General features: G+C 56.3%; 20 protein-coding genes. 4 read left to right on the forward strand and 16 right to left on the reverse strand.

Annotated elements, in window-relative coordinates:
• Nucleotides 1–85: 85 nt before the first annotated feature.
• The 12 genes from wecG to trxA form a co-directional block, all read right to left on the reverse strand.
• Nucleotides 86–826, reverse strand: a complete 741-nt coding sequence (gene wecG, locus IM313_RS21370) for a lipopolysaccharide N-acetylmannosaminouronosyltransferase (RefSeq protein ID WP_192972112.1) — start codon at nt 824–826, stop codon at nt 86–88.
• A 12-nt stretch (nt 827–838) separates the two neighbouring features.
• Entirely contained in the window at nt 839–2,191 is a 1,353-nt protein-coding gene (wzyE, locus tag IM313_RS21375; RefSeq protein ID WP_192972113.1) for an ECA oligosaccharide polymerase, read from the reverse strand.
• On the reverse strand, nt 2,188–3,267 hold the full coding sequence (locus tag IM313_RS21380; protein ID WP_136344181.1) for a TDP-N-acetylfucosamine:lipid II N-acetylfucosaminyltransferase: 1,080 nt from the start codon (nt 3,265–3,267) through the stop codon (nt 2,188–2,190). Before IM313_RS21380 ends, wzyE begins: the two co-directional genes overlap by 4 nt.
• Nucleotides 3,264–4,514: a lipid III flippase WzxE gene (gene wzxE, locus IM313_RS21385; RefSeq protein WP_192972114.1), complete on the reverse strand. Its 1,251-nt coding sequence runs from the start codon at nt 4,512–4,514 to the stop codon at nt 3,264–3,266. Before wzxE ends, IM313_RS21380 begins: the two co-directional genes overlap by 4 nt.
• 1 nt (nt 4,515) lies before the next feature.
• On the reverse strand, nt 4,516–5,646 hold the full coding sequence (gene rffA, locus IM313_RS21390; RefSeq protein ID WP_192972115.1) for a dTDP-4-amino-4,6-dideoxygalactose transaminase: 1,131 nt from the start codon (nt 5,644–5,646) through the stop codon (nt 4,516–4,518).
• Between the two features lie 4 nt (nt 5,647–5,650).
• Complete coding sequence (gene rffC, locus IM313_RS21395; protein WP_047362655.1) at nt 5,651–6,328, reverse strand: dTDP-4-amino-4,6-dideoxy-D-galactose acyltransferase; 678 nt, start codon at nt 6,326–6,328, stop codon at nt 5,651–5,653.
• Nucleotides 6,325–7,587 carry a UDP-N-acetyl-D-mannosamine dehydrogenase gene (wecC, locus tag IM313_RS21400; RefSeq protein WP_192972116.1) on the reverse strand — a complete coding sequence of 421 codons (1,263 nt, stop codon included), beginning with the start codon at nt 7,585–7,587 and terminating at the stop codon, nt 6,325–6,327. The genes rffC and wecC overlap by 4 nt, the downstream gene beginning before the upstream one ends.
• Nucleotides 7,584–8,714: a non-hydrolyzing UDP-N-acetylglucosamine 2-epimerase gene (gene wecB / locus IM313_RS21405; protein ID WP_028014812.1), complete on the reverse strand. Its 1,131-nt coding sequence runs from the start codon at nt 8,712–8,714 to the stop codon at nt 7,584–7,586. The genes wecC and wecB overlap by 4 nt, the downstream gene beginning before the upstream one ends.
• Before the next feature lie 56 nt (nt 8,715–8,770).
• On the reverse strand, nt 8,771–9,817 hold the full coding sequence (gene wzzE, locus IM313_RS21410) for an ECA polysaccharide chain length modulation protein (RefSeq protein WP_028014813.1): 1,047 nt from the start codon (nt 9,815–9,817) through the stop codon (nt 8,771–8,773).
• 13 nt (nt 9,818–9,830) lie between these two features.
• Nucleotides 9,831–10,934, reverse strand: coding sequence for a UDP-N-acetylglucosamine--undecaprenyl-phosphate N-acetylglucosaminephosphotransferase (gene wecA / locus IM313_RS21415; protein WP_028014814.1), 1,104 nt, complete (start codon nt 10,932–10,934; stop codon nt 9,831–9,833).
• A gap of 241 nt (nt 10,935–11,175) precedes the next feature.
• Nucleotides 11,176–12,435, reverse strand: a complete 1,260-nt coding sequence (rho, locus tag IM313_RS21420) for a transcription termination factor Rho (RefSeq protein ID WP_008501566.1) — start codon at nt 12,433–12,435, stop codon at nt 11,176–11,178.
• 344 nt (nt 12,436–12,779) lie between these two features.
• A complete protein-coding gene (gene trxA, locus IM313_RS21425; protein WP_006179218.1) occupies nt 12,780–13,109 on the reverse strand; it encodes a thioredoxin TrxA in 330 nt (109 codons plus the stop codon).
• 144 nt (nt 13,110–13,253) lie between these two features.
• Between trxA and rhlB the strand changes: the two genes are divergently transcribed.
• Nucleotides 13,254–14,522: an ATP-dependent RNA helicase RhlB gene (gene rhlB / locus IM313_RS21430; protein ID WP_028014815.1), complete on the forward strand. Its 1,269-nt coding sequence runs from the start codon at nt 13,254–13,256 to the stop codon at nt 14,520–14,522.
• Between the two features lie 6 nt (nt 14,523–14,528).
• Nucleotides 14,529–16,013 (forward strand): guanosine-5'-triphosphate,3'-diphosphate diphosphatase, encoded by a 1,485-nt coding sequence (gene gppA, locus IM313_RS21435; RefSeq protein WP_047366695.1) that lies wholly within the window; start codon nt 14,529–14,531, stop codon nt 16,011–16,013.
• A 51-nt stretch (nt 16,014–16,064) separates the two neighbouring features.
• Here the strand turns inward: gppA and rep are convergent, their stop codons facing one another.
• Nucleotides 16,065–18,089 carry a DNA helicase Rep gene (rep, locus tag IM313_RS21440; protein WP_028014817.1) on the reverse strand — a complete coding sequence of 675 codons (2,025 nt, stop codon included), beginning with the start codon at nt 18,087–18,089 and terminating at the stop codon, nt 16,065–16,067.
• A gap of 85 nt (nt 18,090–18,174) precedes the next feature.
• On the opposite strand from rep, the gene ppiC reads away from it, so the two are divergent.
• Nucleotides 18,175–18,456 carry a peptidylprolyl isomerase PpiC gene (ppiC, locus tag IM313_RS21445; RefSeq protein ID WP_004886861.1) on the forward strand — a complete coding sequence of 94 codons (282 nt, stop codon included), beginning with the start codon at nt 18,175–18,177 and terminating at the stop codon, nt 18,454–18,456.
• A gap of 86 nt (nt 18,457–18,542) precedes the next feature.
• Here the strand turns inward: ppiC and ilvC are convergent, their stop codons facing one another.
• The gene (ilvC, locus tag IM313_RS21450; protein ID WP_021242831.1) at nt 18,543–20,018 is read right to left on the reverse strand and encodes a ketol-acid reductoisomerase; all 1,476 of its coding nucleotides are present in this window, start codon (nt 20,016–20,018) and stop codon (nt 18,543–18,545) included.
• 152 nt (nt 20,019–20,170) lie between these two features.
• Between ilvC and ilvY the strand changes: the two genes are divergently transcribed.
• Complete coding sequence (gene ilvY / locus IM313_RS21455) at nt 20,171–21,061, forward strand: HTH-type transcriptional activator IlvY (RefSeq protein WP_008501572.1); 891 nt, start codon at nt 20,171–20,173, stop codon at nt 21,059–21,061.
• Here ilvY and ilvA read toward each other — a convergent pair.
• Nucleotides 21,058–22,602 (reverse strand): threonine ammonia-lyase, biosynthetic, encoded by a 1,545-nt coding sequence (gene ilvA, locus IM313_RS21460; protein ID WP_088204713.1) that lies wholly within the window; start codon nt 22,600–22,602, stop codon nt 21,058–21,060. The genes ilvY and ilvA overlap by 4 nt on opposite strands.
• A 2-nt stretch (nt 22,603–22,604) precedes the next feature.
• On the reverse strand, nt 22,605–24,455 hold the full coding sequence (gene ilvD, locus IM313_RS21465; RefSeq protein ID WP_045909248.1) for a dihydroxy-acid dehydratase: 1,851 nt from the start codon (nt 24,453–24,455) through the stop codon (nt 22,605–22,607).
• Nucleotides 24,456–24,465: the final 10 nt, after the last annotated feature.

A 24,465-nucleotide genomic window follows, 5' to 3' on the forward strand; every position in this document is an offset into this window, starting at 1 on the left:
ATTAAAAAAATGAATGCATTGCACAAATTATCGGCAGTTTTGCAGGTGAGTTGCAGCGCGAACAGCATATCGCGCTACATTTTGATTACATTTTACCGGCATAGTGCCAGGTGAGGTAGCGAAGCAGTCGAATCTGTCGTTTAATGCGGGTGGGTTGGGAGAGCAGGCGGTAGAGCCACTCCAGCCCCATATTTTGCCAAATCTTCGGCGCGCGCTTCACGTGGCCGGTAAAGACATCGTAGGTGCCGCCGACGCCCATATAAAGCGCATCCGGGCAGACCAGACGGCAGTCGCGCATCAGGATCTCCTGGCGCGGGGACCCCATCGCCACGGTGACGATTTTTGCCCCACTGTCGCGCACGCGGGCAAACAATGCCTGCTGGTCTTCAGGCTTGAAGTAACCATTCTGGCTACCAACGATATTAACATTCCATTGACGACGCAGTTTCTCTTCGGTCTCGGCCAGCACCTCAGGCTTACCGCCAATCAGGAACACCGGCGTGCCCTCCGCGCCAGCGCGAGCCATAAGCTGCTCCCAGAGATCGGCACCCGCCACGCGAGATACATTAGCGTCAGGATATTTTTTACGGATAGAGCGGACCACGCTGATTCCGTCCGCGTATTTAAATTCAGCCGCTTCTATCAGGCTTTTGACTTCGGCGTTATCTTCCACCGCCAGCATCTTTTCCGCATTGATAGCGACCAGCGTACCGGACTTCATCTGCCCGTCGGCGAACAGAAAATCCAGCGCGTGCTGCATGTCGCGCCAGCCAATCAGCTGCAAACCACGAAGCGCATAGCGCGGTGCAGAAGTTTTATCAGTCATTACTTTCCCTACTCAGACTTGCGACAGCGTTGTGCTGCCCTGCGGCTCGCGCTTGTGCACAAGCCCTGCGCTGTCGAACAGCCAGTACAACAGTTTGGCCAGTAACAGGCAGATGCCAAAAACGACCATGAAGAACACCACGCGCGAAACGAACGAGTCCAGCCCCTCGCGCGCCAGAACGATCATATTGAAAATGGCACCAAAGCAGAAACTGTGCAAAATGGCCGCTTTATAGCGGTTGGTCTCTTCGTTACCGCGCACGTAAAGCCAGTCAAACCACTTAATAATCAACCCTACGACAAACGCGCCCGGCAGGATAAACCAGCCTCCCCCCATAACCACCAGGGAACCAATCAAGGTTGGCGAGATCGCCAGGCCCGAATGGTTGTTCAGCACTTCCCAGGTAAAATAGTTCGCGGTATTGAGTACTACGCCAGGGCGGTCCGGCCAGAGCCAGCTCGGGATAAAGACGTAGAAATCGCGCACAATCGGCGCCAGCCCCTGGAAATCAATCTTGTCGTAGTTTTGCAGCAACAATGCCAGGTTTTCCCACGGCGAGAAGGTGTCGCGCGTCAGGTAGAGGAACGTGTAAAACGCCTCGTCGCCCGCCACGTTCATCCCGTAGCGCTTCAGCGCCAGCCAGAACATTCCCACAATGCCAAATACCCCTGCCGCAATCAGCATCCACAGCGAGATCCAGCCGCGGATGATGCCGATGAACAGGAAGATAGCGAAAGCGATGATAATGTTGGCACGCGTACCGCCCACGATCATGTAGGTCAGGATACCGAACGCAACCGTACTGACCAGGAAGAACAGCCACGCCTTGCTGTCCTGGCGAAGGAAGAAGATCACCAGCATCGCCGGGATGAAGAAATAGAAGAATCGCTTAAGCGCCACGCCTGAGACTTCAGCCGAAAAAATCTGGCTGTAGGAGTGGAGCTTAAACAGCAGGAAGCCGTTATGCATGAAGAAGATGCCGACGCTGACCAGGGCGATAGTCATGAGCATCACCCACGTCAGATGGGTCTCCACCCGGTTCATGGTAAAGAGCGCCCGACGCGGTGCAGCGGCCTGCGCTGGTCGCAGACGCGTTTTATAGGTGACGTAGTAAACACCATAGAAGCAGGTCGCCGCCAGCAGGGCCTGGAGAAGAATTTCCGGCGGCGCGACGCTCACGTCAAAACGGAAGACCAGAATGCTGGTCAGCGGGAAGCCGAAAAAGAAGGTCAGCAGAAACAGCAACGAGAAGAACACGTTAAAGTTGAAGCGCACCCGGCGGAACTCAAACCAGGTGAGCGTGGCGATAAATAGCGTGCTCAGAAGCCAGACAACCAGTAAGCCGCTAAACTGCAACTGACTCATGCGTTGTCTCCTGAAGCGATACGCAGCGCGCGGTGCCACGGCGTGAGGTAATTCGGGCTGAAAAAGTCGATGCTATTTTTATCCACCAGCGTGAGCTGGCGTTGTGCTTCACGTACCACTTCGACATTCAGCGCGTCTGAGGTGAACAACACCGGAATATGCTGCTCGGCCATGTCCTGCCAGAACGGGTTTTCACGATTAAGCACGCACGGTACACCCGCCTGAATCAGCAGGCACAGCGTACCAATCCCCTGCTGGCGAGCAAAGATGAAATAGCCCAGATCGCATTTTCGCAGCAGCGCAAGATAGTCATCAAACTCCAGCTTTTCGCTGAGAATGTGCAGATTTTCTTCGCTGAATAACGCAAGCCCCTGCTGGCGAACCTCATCAATGTAGGCGTCGTTGTTGGCCGGATAACCCATCGGCACCACCACGTTCACCGTGTCGCCAAACTGCTGGTGTACCGCCCGGAGCGCGGCGACATGTTCGTTACTGCGGTCGCCGGAATTCCCCACCAGCACCGTCAGCTTGCCTTCGCGAACCGCGTCATTCGCCATGGTGTTCAGCGCCGGATCCATACGGGTTGGGAAATAGAGTAGCTCACCGCGCACGTTAGGGTGCTGCTTCGCAAAATAATTCAGATCGCCACGGGTGGCAAAAACGCGGCCCACCCTTCCCTGCGCCATGCGACGCAGCGGATAGAAAAGACGGAATTTCCAGCCGCGCGAGACTTCGTAGAGATCGGCTCCCCAGATATGCCAGCTGCACTGGGAGGGTTTAATTCCCCCGCTGAGCAGAGCCAGCCACAGGCCGGTATTGAACTGCCCGTGGAAAAAGAAACGTTGCTCACGATCCGCTTTGGCTTTGGTAATAACCGCCTTCGCCAGGCTAGCTTTATCCGGCCAGAAGGTGATTGTCAGCGCCGGAAACGCCGCGCTCAGGCCATTATCCTGACCTGCAACCATAAACTCGCGCGCATCAGGATTGCCCGATGCCAGCTCGTCGTTGAAGAACCGCAAAACGGTCTGGTTATGGTGTGGGATATCCGATCCCAGGATGTGAATCAGTGCAGTCATGCGCGTTTACGCCACAATAAAAATACGCCGCAGCAGGCAGCGAAATAAACGATATAGGTTGCCATATAGGCCTGAGCCGCCCCCAGCGCACCGTGCGCGGGTATCAGCCAGTGCGAAAATGCTGTCAGCAATGCAAACTGGCTAACCTCCGCGAGGATATACAGCCGCAGCGAGGCTTTCGCAATCACCAGATAGCCGAAAACGTAAGCACCCACTTTCAGCACATCACCCACCAGTTGCCAGGCAAAAAGATCGCGCATGGCGGTAAACTTCGCCGAGAACAGCAGCCAGATGGCGACATCACGCAATAACCAGACGGTCAAACTGGCCGCCGCCACTGCGGGTAATACAAAAAGCAGGGAGCGGAAAATTTCGCGGGTAATATCCTGCCTGGACGTCAGACGCGATAAGGTTGGCAGCAAATAAACGCTAAAGGAAGCCGTTATAAACTGGAGGTAAGCATCGGAAATACTGCTTACGCCCTGCCAGATCCCCACCTCATCCCAGCTGTAATGCGCCGCCAGCAGGTTTCGCATCATCACGTAGGCCACCGGCAGCGTGACGGAAGTAATGAGCGCCATCAGGGTAAACTTACCCAGCTGGCTGGCAAGCACCTTGTCCCATTGCGGTTTCAGGTAGCTCAGAGGAATAACGCCCTGGCGCATCAGCATGAACGCCGCAGGCACAACAACCAGTGCCGGAACCAGCGCCAGCCCAAGCAGTGCGCCTTCATAGCCGCCCAGGCGGTAGCAGAAATAATAGGCAATCACGCCGATGACGCTACCCAGGATGAGCGCAAGCGCGTTCCCGGCAGCATCGCGAAAACCTTTCATCAGCGCCAGCAGCAGGTTGGCCCAGGCAATGCCCATCTGGACCAGCGCGACCAGACGCACCAGCCCCTGATAATGGGTGTGCCCGAACAATCCCTGGCTAATGGGCGCCGCGGCCAGCAGAAACACAATCGCCAGCAGGGTCGAAAAGCCCGTGACCATTGCCGACGCGGTGCCCACTACCCTGCGAAGCTGGGCCGCATCATCATGATACTGAGCAACGTATTTGGTCACGCCGTTGAAGATCCCGGCACCGGCCAGCACCCCAAGGACGGTAACAAGCTGGCGGAAGTTGCCCGCCAGCCCGACGCCTGAAGGGCCGAATGAGACGGCCAGCAGCTTGACGACCAGCAGTCCGGCACCAATTTTTACAAGCGTGGACGCGGCGGTCCACACCGATGCTTTTGCCAGAGACATATCAGCCGAAATAGCTCAGAAGGGTATTGATCACCGTACGCTGGTTAACTGGCGCGAGGTTGAAGAACAGTGGCAGGCGAAGCAAACGCTCACTTTCTTTCGTGGTGTAACGGTCTTCACCTGCGAACATCCCAAACGCTTCGCCCGCCGGGCTGGAGTGCAGCGGAATATAGTGAAAGACCGCCATAATTTCGGCCTCTTTAAGCCAGGCGATGAGCTGGCTGCGATCGTCATTATCGCGCAGCTTGATGTAAAACATGTGGGCGTTGTGGACGCAATCGGCCGGAATGGTTGGCAGCTCAATACGTCCGGCTTTTGCCAGCGGCTCAAGCGCATCGTAATAGGTTTGCCACAGGGACAGGCGCTGGAGATTAATTCGCTCTGCCGCTTCCAGCTGTGCCCACAGGTACGCTGCCTGCAGGTCGGCCATCAGATAGCTTGAGCCGATATCGCGCCAGGTGTACTTATCAACCTGACCGCGGAAGAATTGGCTGCGGTTGGTGCCTTTTTCACGGATCACTTCCGCACGCTCAACCAGGGCACGATCGTTAATCAGCGTCGCACCGCCCTCACCGCCGGCAGTGTAGTTTTTCGTTTCGTGGAAGCTGAAGCAGCCGATGTGGCCGATAGTGCCCAGCGCGCGCCCCTTGTAGGTGGACATCACGCCCTGCGCGGCATCTTCTACCACAAACAGGTTGTGCTTTTTGGCGATTGCCATGATGGTGTCCATTTCACAGGCCACGCCCGCGTAGTGAACCGGCACAATCGCACGCGTTTTGTCGGTGATCGCCGCTTCAATCAGCGTCTCATCAATGTTCATGGTGTCCGGGCGGATATCCACAAAGACGATTTTCGCTCCGCGCAGGACAAACGCGTTCGCCGTGGAAACGAAGGTATAGCTCGGCATGATCACTTCATCACCGGGCTGGATATCCAGCAGCAGTGCCGCCATTTCCAGCGATGCCGTGCAGGACGGGGTCAGCAGCACTTTAGCACTGCGAAAACGCTGCTCAATCCACTGCTGACAGCGACGGGTAAAACCGCCGTCACCGCAGAGTTTGCCGCTGCCCATGGCAGACTGCATATAGTCGAGCTCGGTTCCCACGACGGGTGGTGCGTTAAATGGAATCATCTTGTCACCTGTATAACCAGTAGGCGGTGGCGTCGATGTTGGCACCACTCGCAATATAACGTTTAAGCGCGGCGGTGTTGCCCACCTGGGTCGCCACCCGCAGCGTCTCAACCTGCTGCAGCTGCGCCCAGTGCAGCGCCGCCTGCATGAGTTTCTCCCCCATGCCGCGCCCGGCTAATAAGCCAATACGCGCCTCGCGCTCGTTAAGCTTGCGCAGCGAGACAAATCCCTGGATCTGGCCGTTCGCTGCACGGAAAATCAGGCAGACGTGGTCAAAGGTACCTTTGACCGCATTCTCTACCCACTGGGCATAGAAACGTCCGCTATCGTCAGGCGCATACCAGGGCGTGCGAAAGCGGCTTTGCGCAAACGCCCGGGCCGCCATCTGGCGCAGCACAGGAATGTCCTGTTCCGTTGCAATTTCCGCGCCGGACGCATCGTGCCGGGTGAGGGTGATGGCAAGGTCTACCTCGCCTTCAACCAGCTGAAAACCGTGTTGCTGGAGCGCGTCAAGCAGGTCGGCACGGTCCGCCGGGATCTTAGCCTGCACGCGCTGCCAGGCGCTGAAGTCCACTTCCTGCAGGGCGGGCGCATTCTCGCGCCAGCGGACTATCGCCGAGGGGCGGGCAAAAAATGCGCTTTCCCACTCAAGGGATTCCAGCACGCCGTGGAGTGCACTCAACGCCAGACGCCTTTCGTATCAACCACATACTGCTGACGCACTGCATCACCGGACGTCGCTTTAAACTCTTTATGGTCCACCAGCAGCACCAGCACGTCCGCCGTCGCCAGCGCGTCATTGAGTGCCGTCAGCGTGCAGTGCCCCGCCAGTTTTGCCGGCAGTTCATGAATATTTGGCTCGACCACCAGCGTTTCGCCCTTATGCCATTCGGCAATCATCTCAGCAATTTCCATCGCCGGGCTTTCGCGCAGATCGTCAATATTGGGTTTAAATGCCAGACCAAAGCAGGCAATTTTCAGCTCGCTGGCGCGCTTGCCGCTCTCTGCCAGACAATCCGCTACCGTCGCTTTAACCTGGTTGAACACCCAGTGAGGTTTGCTATCGTTCACTTCACGCGCGGTGCGAATCAGGCGCGCCTGCGCCGGGTTCTGCGCCACGATAAACCACGGGTCGACGGCGATACAGTGACCGCCCACCCCTGGGCCAGGCTGGAGAATGTTGACGCGCGGATGGCGATTCGCCAGGCGGATTAACTCCCAGACGTTAATCCCCTGATCGGCACAGATCAGCGACAGTTCGTTTGCGAATGCGATGTTAACGTCACGGAAGCTGTTTTCCGTCAGCTTGCACATCTCGGCGGTGCGGGAGTTGGTTACCACGCATTCGCCTTCCAGGAAAATCTTGTACAGCGCGCTGGCGCGTTCAGAACAGACCGGCGTCATGCCGCCTATCACCCGGTCGTTTTTAATCAGTTCGACCATCACCTGCCCCGGCAGCACGCGCTCCGGGCAGTAGGCGATGTTGATATCCGCCTGCTCACCGGCCTGCTGCGGGAAGCGTAAATCAGGACGCGCATCGGCCAGCCACTGCGCCATCTGCTCGGTAGCGCCGACGGGAGAAGTCGACTCCAGAATTACCAGCGCCCCTTTCTTCAGCACGGGGGCAATAGATTTTGCCGCCGCCTCGACGTAGACCATATCGGGCTCGTGGTCGCCTTTAAAGGGCGTTGGAACGGCAATCAGGTAGGCATCCGCTTCCACTGGCGTCGTGCTGGCGCGCAGGAAGCTGCCATCAACCGCCTCTTTCACCACGCGGTCAAGATCGGGCTCCACAATATGAATTTCGCCACGATTAATGGTTTCTACCGCACGTGCGTTGATATCCACACCAACAACCTGCTTTTGACGGGAGGCGAATGCCGCCGCAGTAGGCAGGCCAATGTAGCCAAGACCAATAACAGAGATGGTAGTAAAACTCATAGCGATACCCGATTGTGTTTAAGTGCTTGCAAAATACGGCCACAAGCCTGCCCGTCTCCGTAGGGATTGTGGGCCCGGCTCATCGCCTGATACGCTTCATCGTCGTGCAGAAGGCGCGTGACCTCTTCGACGATGAGCTGTGCGTTGGTGCCGACAAGACGCACGGTCCCGGCTTTAACCGCTTCCGGACGTTCAGTGGTTTCACGCATCACCAGCACCGGCTTGCCAAGAGAGGGCGCTTCTTCCTGAATCCCACCGGAATCGGTGAGGATCAGCCAGGCGTGGTTCATCAGCCAGACAAACGGCATGTAGTCCTGCGGTTCAATCAGCAGGACGTTTTCGACGTGGCCCAGGATGCGGTTGACCGGCTCGCTGACGTTAGGGTTAAGGTGTACCGGATAGACAATTTGCACATCGTCGTTCTGCGCGGCGATTTCAGCCAGCGCGTGACAGATTTGCTCAAAGCCCCGACCAAAGCTTTCGCGACGGTGCCCAGTGACCAGAATGGTTTTTTTGCCGTTATTCAGGAAAGGATAGCGGGCAGCGAGTTCTTTCTGCAGATCGCTGTTTGCCAGCACGCGATCGCGTACCCAAATCAACGCGTCAATGACCGTATTGCCGGTCACAAAGATGTTGTTATCGGCGACATTTTCACGCAGCAGGTTCTGGCGAGAGTTCTCGGTTGGCGCAAAATGGTACATCGCCAGATGCCCGGTAAGCGTACGGTTGGCCTCTTCCGGCCACGGAGAATAAAGATTGCCGGTGCGCAGACCCGCTTCAACATGGCCGACGGGAATACGCTGGTAAAACGCGGCCAGGCTTGTTGCCATCGTCGTCGTGGTATCCCCGTGCACCAGCACGACGTCGGGCTTGAATGACTCCAGGATCGGCTTGAGATCCTGCAGAATGCGGCAGGTTATTTCCGTCAATCCCTGTCCCGGCTTCATAATATTAAGGTCGTAATCCGGGACGATGGAAAAGAGGGTTAGGACCTGATCGAGCATCTCACGGTGCTGGGCCGTGACGCAGACCTTCGCTTCAATATCAGGATCGCTGGCCAGCGCATGAACCAGAGGCGCCATCTTAATGGCCTCCGGCCTGGTGCCAAATACGGTAAGTACTTTCACATCGATTCTCTTCGATTAGGCGATGAAGGCCGCAGCCTTCATCGTAAACGGCGTTCTTAGTTTGTACGACGACGCGTTAACGCCACGCCAGCACCAACGAGTGCACCCACAATACCCCACATGATCATCAGGAATGCGCGGCGCGGACTGTCGCGTTTTACAGGTTCTTCAGGCGTTCTCAAATAACGATAGGTCTGAAAACGCGGGTCCAGGGAGGGACCGACATTAAGCGTGTTAAGCATCGCGCGGTTTTGATCGTAGTCGAGATCAAAATCAGGCCCAACGGCCTGCAGGTTTTCCAGACGGGCCTGCAGCATTGGGCGACCAAGAAGGAACATTTCAGAATCAGGCAATTCATCAGCCGGAACATCCGTCTCAGTGCGGGAAATGTTGTGCTGTTCCGCAATTTTCAGCGCCTGCTGAATGTTATGCACGCGGCGCGCAAAAATGGCGTTTGCCACCTCTTCCTGACGTTTGACCTGCGCCTTCATTTGGATAGTGCGGGCTGCCCAGGCGCCTTTAAGCTCTTCATTCAGATGGCTTGCGGCACGCTGGCTGGCAAACGCGACGTACTGGCGCAACAGGTTGTTTGCATCCGGCGCGGTTTCGGCAATCAGCTTGACGCTGTCGTTGACGTTACGCAGCACGTCGCCTGGCATGAACTGAATATTGTTAATCAGATCGTCCAGCAGCGCGGCATCGGCTTTGGTGTTATCAACCCGACGCTGCTTGAAGTAATCTGTCTGGGACCAGAAATCGCGGCGCGTATCCCACGAGGCCAGCTGCATCACAAACTCTTTGTAGGCCTCATCCATAACGGAAGCCTGGTCCGGGGTGGCAAGGCTGGCTTTAATATCCAGGTTTCGCAGGAACTGCTGCTGGGAGTAGTACCCCCCGAGCATGTTAACCGTGGGTCTGTCCGTGATTGCCGTGGCGCTCCACTCCTGTTTTGCAAAGAACGTGTAGGCTAGCGCTAACAGTGCAAACCCCAGCGCGATCCCCACAATCCAAAGTTTGCCTGCCCATAACACGCGAAACAAACCCCGAATGTCCAGTTCATTCTCTGTTACCACTGATTTCGCTCCCGCCAACGGTTGAGTCATCATAGTCCCGGTTTTACTTAGTTAATGTTGTGTTTTTGCTACTGTTACGTCGCATCCTGCGCTTAATACGTTTAATGAATCGCGCCACCTTCCATGCGCGCTTAATGCAGTAGCCGTAGAGAGAAAATGCTAGCAAGAACAATACCAACATGGCCCACTCAGGCACAAAGTGCGTATATTCCGCCGTCACGCCAATCCCCGCTAGAATAGCAGCCGCCAGCGTAATAAGCACAAATGCCTGCCGGGAAGTGAATCCGGCTCGCATGATCAAATGATGAATGTGCTGACGGTCAGCAGAGAATGGACTCATTCCTTTACGCAGGCGGCGATACATAATCGCAACCATATCCATTAAGGGGATGGCAATAATCCATAGCGCCGTTACCGGGCTGATGGGATGCACATCGCCCTGAGTGGTTTCCAACAAGATCCAAATGACAGTAAAGCCGATAAGCGTGCTACCCGCATCGCCCATGAAGACTTTATAGCGTCGGCCCAATGCGCCGAGATTTAACAGGATATAAGGCAGGATGGCAGCAATCATGGCGAAACACCACATAGCAAGGCTGTATTGCCCATCGAACCATAAAATGAAACCAATGGCGGCAAATGAGACGCAGGACAGGCCACCAAGCAAACCATCAATACCGTCAACCATGTTGAACGCGTTAATCGCCACCCACACGGCAAAAAGTGTCAGGAAATAGCCGAATGGGCCGAGTTCCATCTCCCAGGCCCCGAAAATATAGCCCAGGCTACTCAGGTGCAACTTAGCAAACACCATCATTGCAATAGCGACAGCTGCCTGAACGAAAGCGCGGATTTTGACGCTGATGTCGTATCTATCGTCCAGCGCACCAATCACAACAAGAACTGTTGAGCATATGAGATAAAGCCTGGCATGCGGAATATAGTAATCTGCAATAGCAAAAGTGAAGCAGATCCCTGCAAAAACAGAGATGCCACCGACCAGAGGGATCATGCCTTGATGACGTTTACGGAAGTTGGGTTTATCCACTAAGCCCAGATATTTTGCAACCTTACGTGCCAGAAACAAAAAGCAGGTGGTAAACAAGAAAATACTGGTTAGTTCAGTAAACGTATCAAGTAGGTTCACAATGGATGTTCTCAACAAATGTTAGTCAAGGAAGTATAACCATCAAGGGGCCGCGCCTGAAGTTATAAAGCAAACCTCTTACAATTCCATTTGTTTATTATTCAAGCTATTAATGTTTTTACTGTGCGAATTATCTTATTGTCGCACTGACCGGTCAAAATTGGGAGTAGGCGATACTAGCGTATAGTCCATAAAAGAAAAACGCCACGTAAAAACGTGGCGTCCGCTGGCTTTATTTGCGTTACGAGCGTTTCATCATGTCGAAGAAATCGTCGTTGGTTTTGGTCATCGCCAGTTTGTTAATGAGGAACTCCATCGCGTCAATTTCACCCATTGGATGGATGATTTTGCGCAGGATCCACATTTTCTGCAGCTCTTCCTGCGTGGTGAGCAGCTCTTCCTTACGGGTACCGGAACGGTTGTAATCGATAGCCGGGAAGACGCGTTTTTCAGCGATCTTACGAGAGAGGTGCAGTTCCATGTTACCTGTACCTTTAAACTCTTCGTAGATAACCTCGTCCATTTTGGAGCCGGTATCGATCAGCGCCGTTGCGATGATGGTCAGGCTACCGCCCTCTTCCACGTTACGTGCCGCACCGAAGAAGCGTTTTGGACGGTGCAGGGCGTTAGCGTCCACACCACCGGTCAACACTTTACCGGAAGCTGGCACCACGGTGTTGTAGGCACGCGCCAGACGGGTGATGGAGTCAAGCAGGATGATCACGTCTTTCTTGTGCTCAACCAGGCGTTTCGCCTTCTCGATAACCATTTCCGCAACCTGAACGTGGCGAGATGCTGGCTCGTCGAAGGTAGAAGCAACCACTTCACCTTTAACCAGACGCTGCATCTCGGTCACTTCTTCCGGACGTTCGTCAATCAGCAGCACCATCAGCACGCAGTCTGGGTGGTTGTAGGCAATGCTCTGCGCGATGTTCTGCAGCAGCATGGTTTTACCCGCTTTTGGCGGGGCCACAATCAGACCACGCTGGCCGCGACCGATTGGCGATGCCAGATCCAGGACGCGCGCGGTTAAGTCTTCGGTAGAACCGTTACCACGCTCCATGCGCAGGCGAGAGTTCGCGTGCAGAGGCGTTAAGTTCTCAAAGAGGATCTTGTTACGCGAGTTTTCTGGTTTATCGAAGTTAACTTCATTGACTTTCAACAGCGCAAAGTAGCGTTCACCCTCTTTAGGAGGACGAATCTTACCTGAAATGGTGTCACCAGTGCGGAGGTTGAAACGGCGGATTTGGCTGGGGGATACGTAGATGTCGTCAGGGCCGGCGAGGTAGGAGCTGTCTGCAGAGCGGAGGAAACCAAATCCGTCTTGCAATATCTCCAGCACACCGTCGCCAAAGATATCTTCGCCACTCTTAGCGTGCTGCTTCAGGATGGCGAAAATGATGTCCTGCTTGCGCATACGAGCCTGGTTTTCCAGTCCCATATTTTCGCCGAGAGTGATCAGCTCAGAAACCGGCGTATTCTTTAATTCGGTAAGATTCATAATGGTGTGGGTTCTTAAACTCGGAGTGATTCTCGAACTTAATGTTGTGAATGGTATGGCAGGGTCATCCATGCCTGTTTAGCGGCCATCACCTCATGTCTGTTCGCTGTCTGGTCACAGGGAAAGAACGCAGAACTGAAACGACAAGACGGATTGAGTGACAAGCCCGGAATTTAGCCACTTCACGCATTGTTCATGTCAACAAAGGGAAGTATCGGGTAAAACAAGATTCAAACAATAGATATGTTTAAAACGAAGTCATAGCTAACTTAGCACGACTTCAGCCGGGCGTCCAGAGTTCCACATCATTTAGCCGGGGGCTCTGGACGCACAGCGGAGAAACCTTACGCCAGGTTAGCGTCCAGGAACTCTTTCAGCTGACCTTTGGACAGCGCGCCCACTTTGGTCGCCGCCACTTCGCCGTTTTTGAACAGCAGAAGGGTCGGGATGCCACGGATACCGTATTTCGGTGCGGTGCCCGGGTTCTGGTCGATGTTCAGCTTGGCAACCGTCAGTTTGCCCTGATATTCGTCAGCGATCTCATCCAGAATCGGGGCGATCATTTTGCAAGGACCACACCATTCAGCCCAGAAATCGACGAGGATCAGCCCGTCAGCCTTAAGTACGTCCGTGTCAAAACTGTCGTCAGTCAGGTGAATAATTTTATCGCTCATATATAACTCCACAGGAATAAGCCTGGTACGGTGGTTTTGTCTCCACCAACGACGTGTTGATGTCGCATTAACCAACTAAAGGTTGACTTTATTTCACCGGATACGCTTTCGTAAAGCAATAGTAAGCTGATATTCTACCACACTATGAGCAAAACACATTTAACAGAACAGAAGTTTTCCGACTTCGCCCTGCACCCAAAAGTGATCGAAGCCCTTGAAACAAAAGGGTTTCATAACTGCACGCCCATTCAGGCTCTCGCCCTGCCGCTGACGCTGGCCGGTCGCGATGTTGCAGGGCAGGCGCAAACCGGTACCGGCAAAACGATGGCGTTTTTAACGTCAACGTTCCATTATTTACTTTCTCACCCAGCGATTGCAGACCGCAAAGTTAACCAGCCGCGCGCGCTAATTATGGCCCCGACGCGAGAACTGGCGGTACAGATCCATGCAGACGCTGAACCCCTGGCACAGGCTACTGGCCTGAAGCTTGGCCTGGCCTATGGCGGCGACGGCTACGATAAGCAGCTGAAAGTGCTGGAAAGCGGCGTGGATATCCTGATTGGTACCACTGGCCGTCTTATCGACTACGCCAAACAGAACCATATCAACCTCGGCGCCATCCAGGTTGTGGTGCTTGATGAAGCTGACCGCATGTACGATCTGGGCTTCATTAAAGATATCCGCTGGCTGTTCCGCCGCATGCCGCCGGCAAATCAGCGCCTGAACATGCTGTTCTCTGCCACCCTTTCTTATCGCGTACGCGAACTGGCGTTCGAGCAGATGAACAACGCCGAGTATGTGGAAGTGGAGCCGGAGCAGAAAACGGGCCACCGCATTAAAGAAGAGCTCTTCTATCCTTCCAATGAAGAGAAAATGCGTCTGCTGCAAACGTTGATCGAAGAAGAGTGGCCCGATCGCGCCATTATCTTCGCGAACACTAAACACCGCTGTGAAGACATCTGGGGCCATCTGGCTGCCGACGGTCACCGTGTTGGCCTGTTGACCGGCGACGTGGCGCAGAAAAAACGCCTTCGTATCCTCGACGAGTTCACCCGTGGCGATCTTGATATTCTGGTCGCAACCGATGTGGCGGCACGTGGTTTACACATTCCGGCCGTAACGCACGTCTTTAACTACGATCTGCCAGACGACTGCGAAGACTACGTACATCGTATCGGTCGTACCGGTCGTGCGGGCGCAAGCGGTCACTCGATTAGCCTTGCGTGTGAAGAGTATGCGCTGAATCTTCCAGCCATTGAGACCTACATCGGTCACTCTATTCCGCAGAGTAAATACAATCCGGAAGCGCTGTTAAGCGAACTGCCGCCGCCTAAGCGTCTATCCCGCCCGCGCTCCGGCAATGGTCCGCGTCGTTCAGGCGGCGCACCGCGTAATCGTCGTCGTTCAGGTTAATACATTATGCTCAGCTCCACCTCGCTCTATGCGGCAATTGATCTCGGTTCGAATAGTTTTCATATGCTGGTTGTGCGTGAGGTGGCGGGAAGCATACAAACGCTGACGCGCATTAAGCGCAAGGTCCGCCTCGCTGCGGGCCTGAGCAGCGATAATTACCTCTCGCCTGAAGCCATGGAACGTGGCTGGCAGTGCCTGCGGCTCTTTGCTGAGCGTCTGCAGGATATCCCGCATGCTCAAATCACCGTTGTCGCCACAGCGACGCTCAGACTGGCGGTTAACGCCGTAGATTTTATTGCCAAAGCGCAGGAAATTCTGGGGTGTCCGGTTCAGGTTATCAGCGGTGAAGAAGAAGCACGCCTGATCTACCAGGGCGTTGCCCACACCACCGGGGGTGACGATCGCCGTCTGGTGGTGGATATCGGCGGTGCCAGTACCGAACTGGTAACCGGCACCGGCGCGCAGGCGACGTCGCTGTTCAGCCTGTCGATGGGCTGCGTGACCTGGCTTGAACGTTACTTTACTGACCGGAATCTGGGTAAGGAGAACTTCGACGAGGCGGAAAACGCCGCGCGCGCAGTGCTACGCCCGGTAATGGACGAACTACGCTATCACGGTTGGAAAGTCTGCGTCGGGGCTTCGGGTACCGTGCAGGCCCTGCAGGAAATCATGATGGCGCAGGGCATGGACGAGCGGATCACGCTTGCCAAACTTCAGCAGCTTAAACAGCGTGCCATTCAGTGCGGACGTCTGGAAGAGCTGGAAATTGAAGGCCTGACGCTGGAACGAGCCCTGGTTTTCCCAAGCGGGCTGGCCATTCTGATCGCCATATTCACCGAATTAAATATCCAGTGTATGACCCTGGCCGGCGGCGCGCTGCGCGAAGGTCTGGTCTACGGGATGCTGCATCTGTCGGTGGATCAGGACATCCGCAACCGTACGCTGCGCAACGTCCAGCGTCGTTTTCTGGTTGATATCGATCAGGCTGGCCGCGTATCACAGCTGGCATCACGCTTTGCCGACCAGGTCGCTAACGCCTGGGATCTTGATCATCTGAGCCGCGATTTATTGCTGAGCGCCTGTGCGCTGCACGAGGTGGGGCTCAGTATAGATTTTAAGCAGGCACCTGCTCACGCAGCGTATCTGGTGCGCAACCTGGATTTGCCGGGCTACACGCCCGCACAGAAAAAGCTGCTGGCAACGCTGCTGCTGAACCAGACCAACGCCGTCGATCTCTCCTCTTTGCATCAGCAAAATGCCGTACCGCCGCGCGTGGCCGAGCATCTGTGTCGCCTGCTGCGTCTGGCAATTCTGTTTGCCAGCCGCCGCCGCGATGATTTGTTACCCGCCATTAATCTGCTAGCCGATGATGAGAAGCTGACGCTGACGCTGCCGGAAAACTGGATTGAGAATCACCCGCTTGGGGCAGAGATGATCGAGCAGGAGTGCCAGTGGCAGAGCTATGTGCACTGGGTGCTTGAGGTGAAGTAATACGCTGAACACTGCCGGGTGGCGGCTTAGCCTTACCCGGCCTACTCATCATTATCCCTTCTCTTTGGCTTTTGCCAGCATGGCGCGAATGTTCGCCACGTTAGCCTGCCCTTTGTGCATCCGCTCTTCCGCGGTAATCACTTTGCGCTCCTGTTCCCAGATCAGATCGTCCTGCGGCAGTTCCAGCAGGAAACGGCTGGGTTCCGGGCGCACGAGTTCACCGTACTGACGGCGCTCTTTACAGAGCGTGAACGTCAGCTCCTTTTGCGCGCGGGTGATCCCCACGTAGGCCAGACGGCGCTCCTCGTCGACATTATCTTCATCAATGCTGCTCTGGTGCGGCAATAATCCTTCTTCCATACCGACCAGATACACATACGGGAACTCCAGCCCCTTTGACGCATGCAGCGTCATCAGCTGAACCTGGTCGGCCTCTTCTTCGCTCTCGCCGCGCTCCATCATGTCGCGCAGGGTAAAGCGGGTGACCACCTGCGTTAACGTCATCGGCTCATCTATCTCAGAGCCTTCCAGCATTTCGGTCATCCAGCTAAAAAGCTGGTTAACGTTTTTCATACGCATTTCTGCCGCTTTCGGGCTGGCAGAGGTTTCGTACAGCCAGGATTCGTAGTCAATGCCGTGGATCAGATCGCGTACCGCCGCCACGGGCTCGCGCTCAGCCAGGCGCTGCACTTCACCCAGCCAGTGGGTGAAGCGGGTTAAATTATCATACCCGCGCCCCGTCAGCGTCTGGCTCAGCCCCATATCAAAGCTGGCGGTAAACAGGCTCTTATTGCGGGTCATCGCCCATTCGCCTAGCTTTTGCAGCGTCGCCGGACCAATCTCGCGCTTTGGTGTATTCACGATGCGCAGAAACGCGCTGTCGTCATCCGGGTTCGTGAGCACGCGCAGATAGGCCAGCAGATCTTTAATTTCTGGCCGCGAGAAGAACGAAGTGCCGCCGGAAATTTTGTACGGAATGCGGTTCTGCATCAGCATCTTTTCAAAGACGCGCGACTGGTGATTGCCGCGATAGAGGATCGCGTAATCCTTGTATTCGGTTTTATTGACGAAGTGGTGGGCGATCAGTTCACCCGTCACGCGCTCCGCCTCATGCTCTTCATTATTGGCGCTGAGCACCTTCAGCTCCGTACCGTAGCCAAGCTCGGAGAAGAGACGCTTTTCAAATACGTGCGGGTTATTGGCAATCAGGATGTTTGCCGCCTTCAGGATGCGCCCGGAGGAACGGTAGTTCTGCTCCAGCTTAATCACCTGCAGCGCGGGGAAATCTTTGCTCAGAAGCACCAGGTTTTGCGGGCGTGCACCGCGCCAGGAGTAAATTGACTGGTCATCATCGCCAACCACGGTGAAGCGCGCGCGCTGCCCCACCAGCAGCTTCACCAGCTCGTACTGGCTGGTGTTGGTGTCCTGATATTCATCCACCAGTAGGTAGCGGATTTTATTCTGCCAGCGCTCGCGCACCTCTTCATTTCGCTGTAAAAGCAGCGTCGGCAAGAGGATCAGATCGTCGAAGTCCAGCACGTTGCACGCTTTCATGTGCGCGTCGTACAGACCATAGCAGTGGGCAAAGATCCGATCCCGTTCGCCTTTGGCGATCGCCGCAGCCTGGGCTGGGGTCATCAGATCGTTTTTCCAGTTCGAGATCGTTGAGATCAGCTGCTGCAACAGCACCTTATCATCCTCGATCAGCCCCTCGGTGAGCTCTTTGAGCAACGCCACCTGGTCGGTGTCATCGAACAGCGAAAAGTTGGATTTCATCCCCAGCGCGGCGTATTCACGTTTAATGATATCCAGCCCCAGCGTGTGGAAGGTAGAGATCATCAGCCCGCGCGCCTCTTTGCGCCCCAGCGTCTGGCCAACACGCTCTTTCATCTCGCGCGCCGCTTTGTTGGTAAAGGTAACCGCCGCAATGTGGCGGGCCTGATAGCCGCAGCCGCGGATCAGGTGCGCAATCTTATTGGTGATGACGCGCGTTTTACCGGATCCTGCACCCGCCAGCACCAGACACGGTCCGGTTACAAATTCGACGGCTTGTTGTTGTCCGGGATTTAGACGCATAAATGATCGCTCAATGAAAGTCAGGAGGGGAGAATAACAGCGTGGTAGTATAGCGAGCCTAATCCATACCACTCAAGGCACGATCATGGCAAAAACAGCAGCAGCACTGCATATTCTTGTTAAAGAAGAGAAACTGGCTCTGGATCTTCTGGAGCAGATCAAAAACGGCGCCGACTTCGGCAAGCTGGCGAAGAAGCACTCTATTTGCCCGTCCGGCAAGCGTGGCGGCGATTTAGGCGAATTCCGTCAAGGCCAGATGGTTCCGGCGTTCGATAAAGTGGTCTTCTCCTGCCCGGTGCTGGAGCCAACCGGTCCGCTGCATACCCAGTTCGGTTATCACATTATTAAAGTGCTGTATCGCAAATAAAAAAACCGGGTGGCGGCTGCACCTTACCCGGCCTACATCTTACGTTTTTGTAGGTCGGGTAAGCGAAGCGCCACCCGACAAGGTTGTTAACCTGCTACAGCAATACGTTTCATATCGGTCATGTAGCCACGCAGTTTGTGGCCCACTTTCTCGATCTGGTGGCTGCGAATCGCTTCGTTTACGTCGCGCAGCTGCGCGTTGTCTACCGCACCTTCCGCAATCGCTTTGCCCAGATCGCCCGTCTGCAGGGTAGTCATGAACTCTTTCAGCAGCGGTACGCAGGCGTAAGAGAACAGATAGTTACCGTATTCTGCGGTATCAGAGATAACCACGTTCATTTCGTACAGACGCTTACGGGCAATGGTGTTCGCGATCAGCGGCAGCTCGTGCAGAGATTCGTAGTACGCCGACTCTTCGATGATGCCGGAATCCACCATGGTTTCAAACGCCAGCTCAACGCCTGCTTTCACCATCGCAATCATCAGTACGCCTTTATCGAAGTACTCCTGCTCGCCGATTTTACCTTCATACTGCGGCGCAGTTTCGAACGCGGTTTTACCGGTCTCTTCACGCCAGGTCAGCAGTTTCTTGTCGTCGTTGGCCCAGTCCGCCATCATGCCGGAAGAGAATTCGCCGGAGATGATGTCGTCCATATGTTTCTGGAACAGCGGCGCCATAATGGTTTTCAGCTGTTCAGACAAAGCGTAAGCACGCAGTTTTGCCGGGTTGGACAGACGGTCCATCATCAGCGTAATACCGCCCTGCTTCAGCGCTTCGGTGATGGTTTCCCAGCCGAACTGAATCAGTTTTTCTGCGTATGCCGGGTCGGTACCTTCTTCCACCAGCTTGTCGAAGCAAAGCAGAGAACCCGCCTGCAGCATGCCGCACAGAATGGTCTGCTCGCCCATCAGGTCAGATTTCACTTCCGCAACGAAGGAAGATTCCAGCACGCCAGCGCGGTGACCGCCGGTCGCCGCAGCCCAGGCTTTGGCAATTGCCATGCCTTCGCCTTTCGGATCGTTTTCCGGGTGAACTGCGATAAGCGTCGGCACGCCGAAGCCACGCTTGTACTCTTCACGCACTTCCGTACCCGGGCACTTCGGCGCCACCATCACTACGGTGATGTCTTTACGGATCTGCTCGCCCACTTCAACGATGTTGAAGCCGTGGGAGTAACCCAGCGCGGCGCCGTCTTTCATCAGCGGCTGTACGGAACGCACCACGTCAGAGTGCTGCTTGTCCGGCGTCAGGTTAACGACCAGGTCCGCCTGCGGGATCAGCTCTTCATAGGTACCCACTTTGAAGCCGTTTTCAGTCGCTTTACGCCATGAAGCGCGCTTCTCGGCAATCGCTTCTTTACGCAGGGCGTAAGAGATATCCAGACCGGAGTCACGCATGTTCAGGCCCTGGTTCAGACCCTGTGCGCCACAGCCGACGATGACCACTTTTTTACCCTGAAGGTAGCTCGCGCCATCGGCAAATTCATCGCGCGCCATGAAGCGGCATTTGCCCAGCTGCGCCAGCTGCTGGCGCAAGTTCAGTGTATTAAAGTAGTTAGCCATGGGTGATACCTCGTGATGTTGTGTGTCTTATTGTTCGGTTCGCGTTTCAGCGAGAATGTACCCACATTACAACAGGAAATTTATTGCGGAAATTGATATATTCACAACGTCACATTGCAATTTTTGCAATGTAAAAAGAGGGAGTGGAATCGGTGGATTTACGCGATCTAAAAATGTTCCTGCACCTGGCGGAAAGCCGTCACTTTGGCCGCAGCGCCCGGGCGATGCACGTCAGCCCGTCCACGCTTTCGCGCCAGATCCAGCGCCTTGAGGAAGACCTCGGCCAGCCGCTTTTCGTGCGCGATAACCGTACCGTTACCCTCACGGAAGCGGGCGAAGAGCTGCGCATTTTTGCCCAGCAGACGCTATTACAGTACCAGCAGCTGCGGCACTCTATTGATCAGCAGGGGCCATCACTCTCCGGTGAGCTGCATATTTTCTGCTCCGTGACCGCCGCCTACAGCCATCTGCCCCCCATTCTCGACCGCTTCCGCGCAGCGCATCCGTCGGTTGAAATTAAGCTCACCACCGGCGACGCCGCCGACGCAATGGAAAAAGTGGTGACCGGCGAAGCGGATCTGGCCATTGCCGGAAAACCCGAAACCCTGCCGGGCGCGGTGGCGTTCTCAATGCTGGAGAATCTGGCGGTGGTGCTGATTGCCCCGGCCCTGCCCTGCCCGGTGCGTAATCAGGTATCGGTAGAAAAACCGGACTGGTCGACGGTGCCGTTTATCATGGCCGATCAGGGGCCGGTGCGCCGCCGCATCGAGCTGTGGTTCCGCCGTCAGAAAATCAGCAATCCATCGATTTACGCCACCGTTAGCGGTCATGAGGCGATGGTGTCGATGGTGGCGCTCGGCTGCGGCGTGGCGCTGCTGCCGGAAGTGGTGCTGGAAAACAGCCCGGAACCGGTGCGTAATCGCGTGATGATTCTGGAGCGCAGCGACGAGAAGACGCCGTTTGAGCTAGGCGTGTGCGCACAAAAAAAGCGGCTGCATGAGCCGCTTATTGATGCGTTCTGGACGATATTGCCGAACCACTAGCCAGCCAGAAAGAACCTGAACGCCGGGTTATGGGTTTCGTCATGGCACTCATAGCCCAGCTCGTTCAGCCGCGTTTCGAAATCCGGCTCGTGCTCGCCCAGTTCGAACGCCGCCAGCACGCGCCCGTAGTCGGTGCCGTGGCTACGGTAGTGGAACAGAGAGATGTTCCAGTGCGTGCCGAGCGTGTGCAGGAACTTGAGCAACGCGCCCGGTGATTCCGGAAACTCGAAGCTGAACAGGCGTTCCTGGAGCGGCTTTGAGGGACGACCGCCGACCATATAGCGCACGTGCAGCTTCGCCATTTCATCGTCGGAGAGATCGACCACGCTGTAGCCGCCTTCATGCAGCAGGCTGAGGATCTCTTTACGCTCCTCCACGCCCCGGCTCAGACGCACGCCGACAAAAATGCAGGCATCTTTCGCATCGGCAAAGCGGTAGTTGAACTCCGTTACCGAACGACCGCCCAGCAGCTGGCAGAACTTGAGGAAGCTGCCCTTCTCTTCCGGAATCGTCACCGCCAGCAGCGCTTCACGCTGTTCGCCCAGCTCGCAGCGCTCGGAAACGTAGCGCAGGCCGTGGAAGTTCACGTTCGCACCAGAGAGCACGTGCGCCAGCCGCTCGCCGCGAATGTTGTGCTGGGCGATGTATTTTTTCATCCCCGCCAGCGCCAGCGCGCCGGACGGCTCCGCCACCGCACGTACATCTTCGAACAGATCTTTCATTGCCGCGCAGATGGCGTCGCTGTCGACGGTGACGATATCGTCGAGATACTCCTGGCACAGGCGGAAGGTTTCATCGCCAATGCGCTTCACCGCCACGCCCTCGGCAAACAGCCCGACACGCGGCAGGTCTACCGGATGACCGGCGTCCAGCGCCGCCTTCAGGCAGGCAGAGTCTTCCGCCTCAACGGCGATGACTTTGATCTGCGGCATCAGCTGTTTAATCAGCACCGCCACGCCTGCGGCCAGCCCGCCGCCGCCCACTGGGACGAAGACGCGGTCGAGATGGGCATCCTGCTGCAACAGCTCAAGCGCCAGCGTGCCCTGCCCGGCAATCACCATCGGGTGATCGAACGGCGGCACCCAGGTAAAGCCCTGCTGCTGCGCCAGCTCAATCGCTTTGGCTTTGGCTTCGTCAAAATTCGCGCCGTGGAGCAGCACTTCCCCGCCAAAACCGCGCACCGCGTCGACTTTGATGTCTGCGGTAGCGACCGGCATCACGATCAGCGCCTTCAGCCCCAGACGGGCCGAGGAGAAGGCAACGCCCTGGGCGTGGTTGCCCGCCGACGCGGTAATGACGCCGCGCGCTTTCTGCTCATCCGTCAGCCCGGCCATCATCGCGTAAGCACCGCGCAGCTTGAAGCTGTGCACCGGCTGGCGGTCTTCACGCTTCACCAGAATGACGTTGTCGAGGCGCGAGGAGAGTTTTTCCATTTTTTGCAGGGGCGTGACCTGCACAGCTTCATAGACCGGCGCGCGTAGCACCGCTCTCAGGTATTCCGCCCCCTCAGGGGCGGCGGATAAGGGTTGTGACTCGGCCATCATTAGCCCCCAAGTTTCGATTTATCGCGCACCGCGCCTTTATCTGCACTGGTTGCAAGGCTCGCGTAGGCGCGCAGGGCGAAGGAGACTTCACGCTGGCGATCTTTCGGCGTCCAGGCTTTGTCGCCGCGCGCTTCCTGCGCTTCACGACGGGCCGCAATCTCCTGGTCGCTCAGCTTGAGCTGAATGCCGCGATTCGGAATGTCGATTTCGATCAGGTCGCCATCTTCGATGATCGCGATGTTGCCGCCGCTTGCCGCTTCCGGGGAGACGTGGCCGATGGAGAGACCAGACGTGCCGCCGGAGAAACGACCGTCGGTGATCAGCGCACAGGCTTTACCGAGGCCCATCGATTTCAGGAAGGTGGTCGGGTAGAGCATCTCCTGCATGCCCGGGCCGCCTTTCGGCCCTTCGTAGCGAATGACAACCACGTCGCCTTCCACCACTTTGCCGCCGAGGATGGCGTCTACCGCCTCGTCCTGGCTTTCGTACACTTTCGCCGGACCGGTGAATTTCAGGATACTGTCGTCCACGCCTGCGGTTTTCACGATGCAGCCGTTTTCTGCAAAGTTACCGTACAGCACCGCCAGACCGCCGTCTTTGCTGTAGGCGTGCTCCAGCGAGCGGATGCAGCCTTCAGCACGGTCGTCATCCAGCGTGTCCCAGCGGCAATCCTGCGAGAACGCCTGGGTGGTGCGAATACCTGCAGGGCCGGCGCGGAACATCTTTTTCACCGCGTCGTCTTTGGTCAGCATCACGTCGTATTGATCCAGCGATTCCGGCAGCGTCAGGCCGAGGACGTTTTTCACGTCACGGTTCAGCAGCCCGGCGCGATCCAGCTCGCCCAGGATACCGATGACGCCACCCGCGCGGTGCACGTCTTCCATGTGGTACTTCTGGGTACTCGGCGCGACTTTACACAGCTGCGGCACTTTGCGGGAGAGCTTGTCGATGTCGCTCATGGTGAAGTCGATTTCGGCTTCCTGCGCGGCGGCCAGCAGGTGCAGAACGGTGTTAGTGGAGCCGCCCATGGCGATATCCAGCGTCATGGCGTTTTCGAACGCCGCTTTACTGGCGATACTGCGCGGCAGCGCGCTGGCATCGTCCTGCTCGTAGTAGCGTTTGGTCAGCTCAACGATACGTTTACCGGCGTTGAGGAACAGCTGCTTACGGTCGGCGTGGGTCGCCAGCAGCGAGCCGTTGCCCGGCTGGGAAAGGCCCAGCGCTTCGGTCAGGCAGTTCATGGAGTTGGCCGTGAACATGCCGGAACAGGAGCCGCAGGTCGGGCACGCGGAGCGTTCCACCTGATCGCTCTGCTCGTCAGAGACTTTCGGGTCTGCGCCCTGGATCATCGCATCGACCAGGTCGAGCTTGATGATTTTGTCGGAGAGCTTGGTTTTACCCGCCTCCATCGGACCGCCGGAGACGAAGATCACCGGAATGTTCAGACGCAGGGAGGCCATCAGCATCCCCGGGGTGATTTTGTCGCAGTTGGAGATACAGACCATCGCATCGGCGCAGTGGGCGTTGACCATATACTCCACCGAGTCGGCGATCAGCTCGCGCGACGGCAGTGAATAGAGCATTCCCCCGTGGCCCATTGCGATACCGTCATCCACCGCAATGGTGTTGAACTCTTTCGCCACGCCGCCGGAGGCTTCGATTTGCTCGGCAACCAGCTTACCGAGATCGCGCAGATGCACGTGGCCCGGTACAAACTGGGTGAAGGAGTTCACCACGGCGATAATCGGCTTGCCGAAATCGGCGTCGGTCATTCCGGTGGCGCGCCACAGTGCGCGGGCACCCGCCATGTTGCGGCCGTGGGTAGTGGTGGCTGAACGATACTTAGGCATGCTTTATTGA

Source organism: Enterobacter cloacae complex sp. P2B, assembly GCF_014895985.1.
Taxonomy (GTDB): domain Bacteria; phylum Pseudomonadota; class Gammaproteobacteria; order Enterobacterales; family Enterobacteriaceae; genus Enterobacter; species Enterobacter bugandensis.

What these genes read in the sequence shown, in the direction of transcription:
- wecG (WP_192972112.1), bottom strand. Translation starts at nt 826, where the DNA reads ATGACTGATAAAACTTCTGCACCGCGCTATGCGCTTCGTGGTTTGCAG.
- wzzE (WP_028014813.1), bottom strand. Translation starts at nt 9,817, where the DNA reads ATGACTCAACCGTTGGCGGGAGCGAAATCAGTGGTAACAGAGAATGAA.
- ilvD (WP_045909248.1), bottom strand. Translation starts at nt 24,455, where the DNA reads ATGCCTAAGTATCGTTCAGCCACCACTACCCACGGCCGCAACATGGCG.
- rffA (WP_192972115.1), bottom strand. Translation starts at nt 5,646, where the DNA reads ATGATTCCATTTAACGCACCACCCGTCGTGGGAACCGAGCTCGACTAT.
- wecC (WP_192972116.1), bottom strand. Translation starts at nt 7,587, where the DNA reads ATGAGTTTTACTACCATCTCTGTTATTGGTCTTGGCTACATTGGCCTG.
- rep (WP_028014817.1), bottom strand. Translation starts at nt 18,089, where the DNA reads ATGCGTCTAAATCCCGGACAACAACAAGCCGTCGAATTTGTAACCGGA.
- wzxE (WP_192972114.1), bottom strand. Translation starts at nt 4,514, where the DNA reads ATGTCTCTGGCAAAAGCATCGGTGTGGACCGCCGCGTCCACGCTTGTA.
- ilvA (WP_088204713.1), bottom strand. Translation starts at nt 22,602, where the DNA reads ATGGCCGAGTCACAACCCTTATCCGCCGCCCCTGAGGGGGCGGAATAC.
- IM313_RS21380 (WP_136344181.1), bottom strand. Translation starts at nt 3,267, where the DNA reads ATGACTGCACTGATTCACATCCTGGGATCGGATATCCCACACCATAAC.
- rho (WP_008501566.1), bottom strand. Translation starts at nt 12,435, where the DNA reads ATGAATCTTACCGAATTAAAGAATACGCCGGTTTCTGAGCTGATCACT.
- gppA (WP_047366695.1), top strand. Translation starts at nt 14,529, where the DNA reads ATGCTCAGCTCCACCTCGCTCTATGCGGCAATTGATCTCGGTTCGAAT.
- trxA (WP_006179218.1), bottom strand. Translation starts at nt 13,109, where the DNA reads ATGAGCGATAAAATTATTCACCTGACTGACGACAGTTTTGACACGGAC.
- ilvC (WP_021242831.1), bottom strand. Translation starts at nt 20,018, where the DNA reads ATGGCTAACTACTTTAATACACTGAACTTGCGCCAGCAGCTGGCGCAG.
- wzyE (WP_192972113.1), bottom strand. Translation starts at nt 2,191, where the DNA reads ATGAGTCAGTTGCAGTTTAGCGGCTTACTGGTTGTCTGGCTTCTGAGC.
- rhlB (WP_028014815.1), top strand. Translation starts at nt 13,254, where the DNA reads ATGAGCAAAACACATTTAACAGAACAGAAGTTTTCCGACTTCGCCCTG.
- ppiC (WP_004886861.1), top strand. Translation starts at nt 18,175, where the DNA reads ATGGCAAAAACAGCAGCAGCACTGCATATTCTTGTTAAAGAAGAGAAA.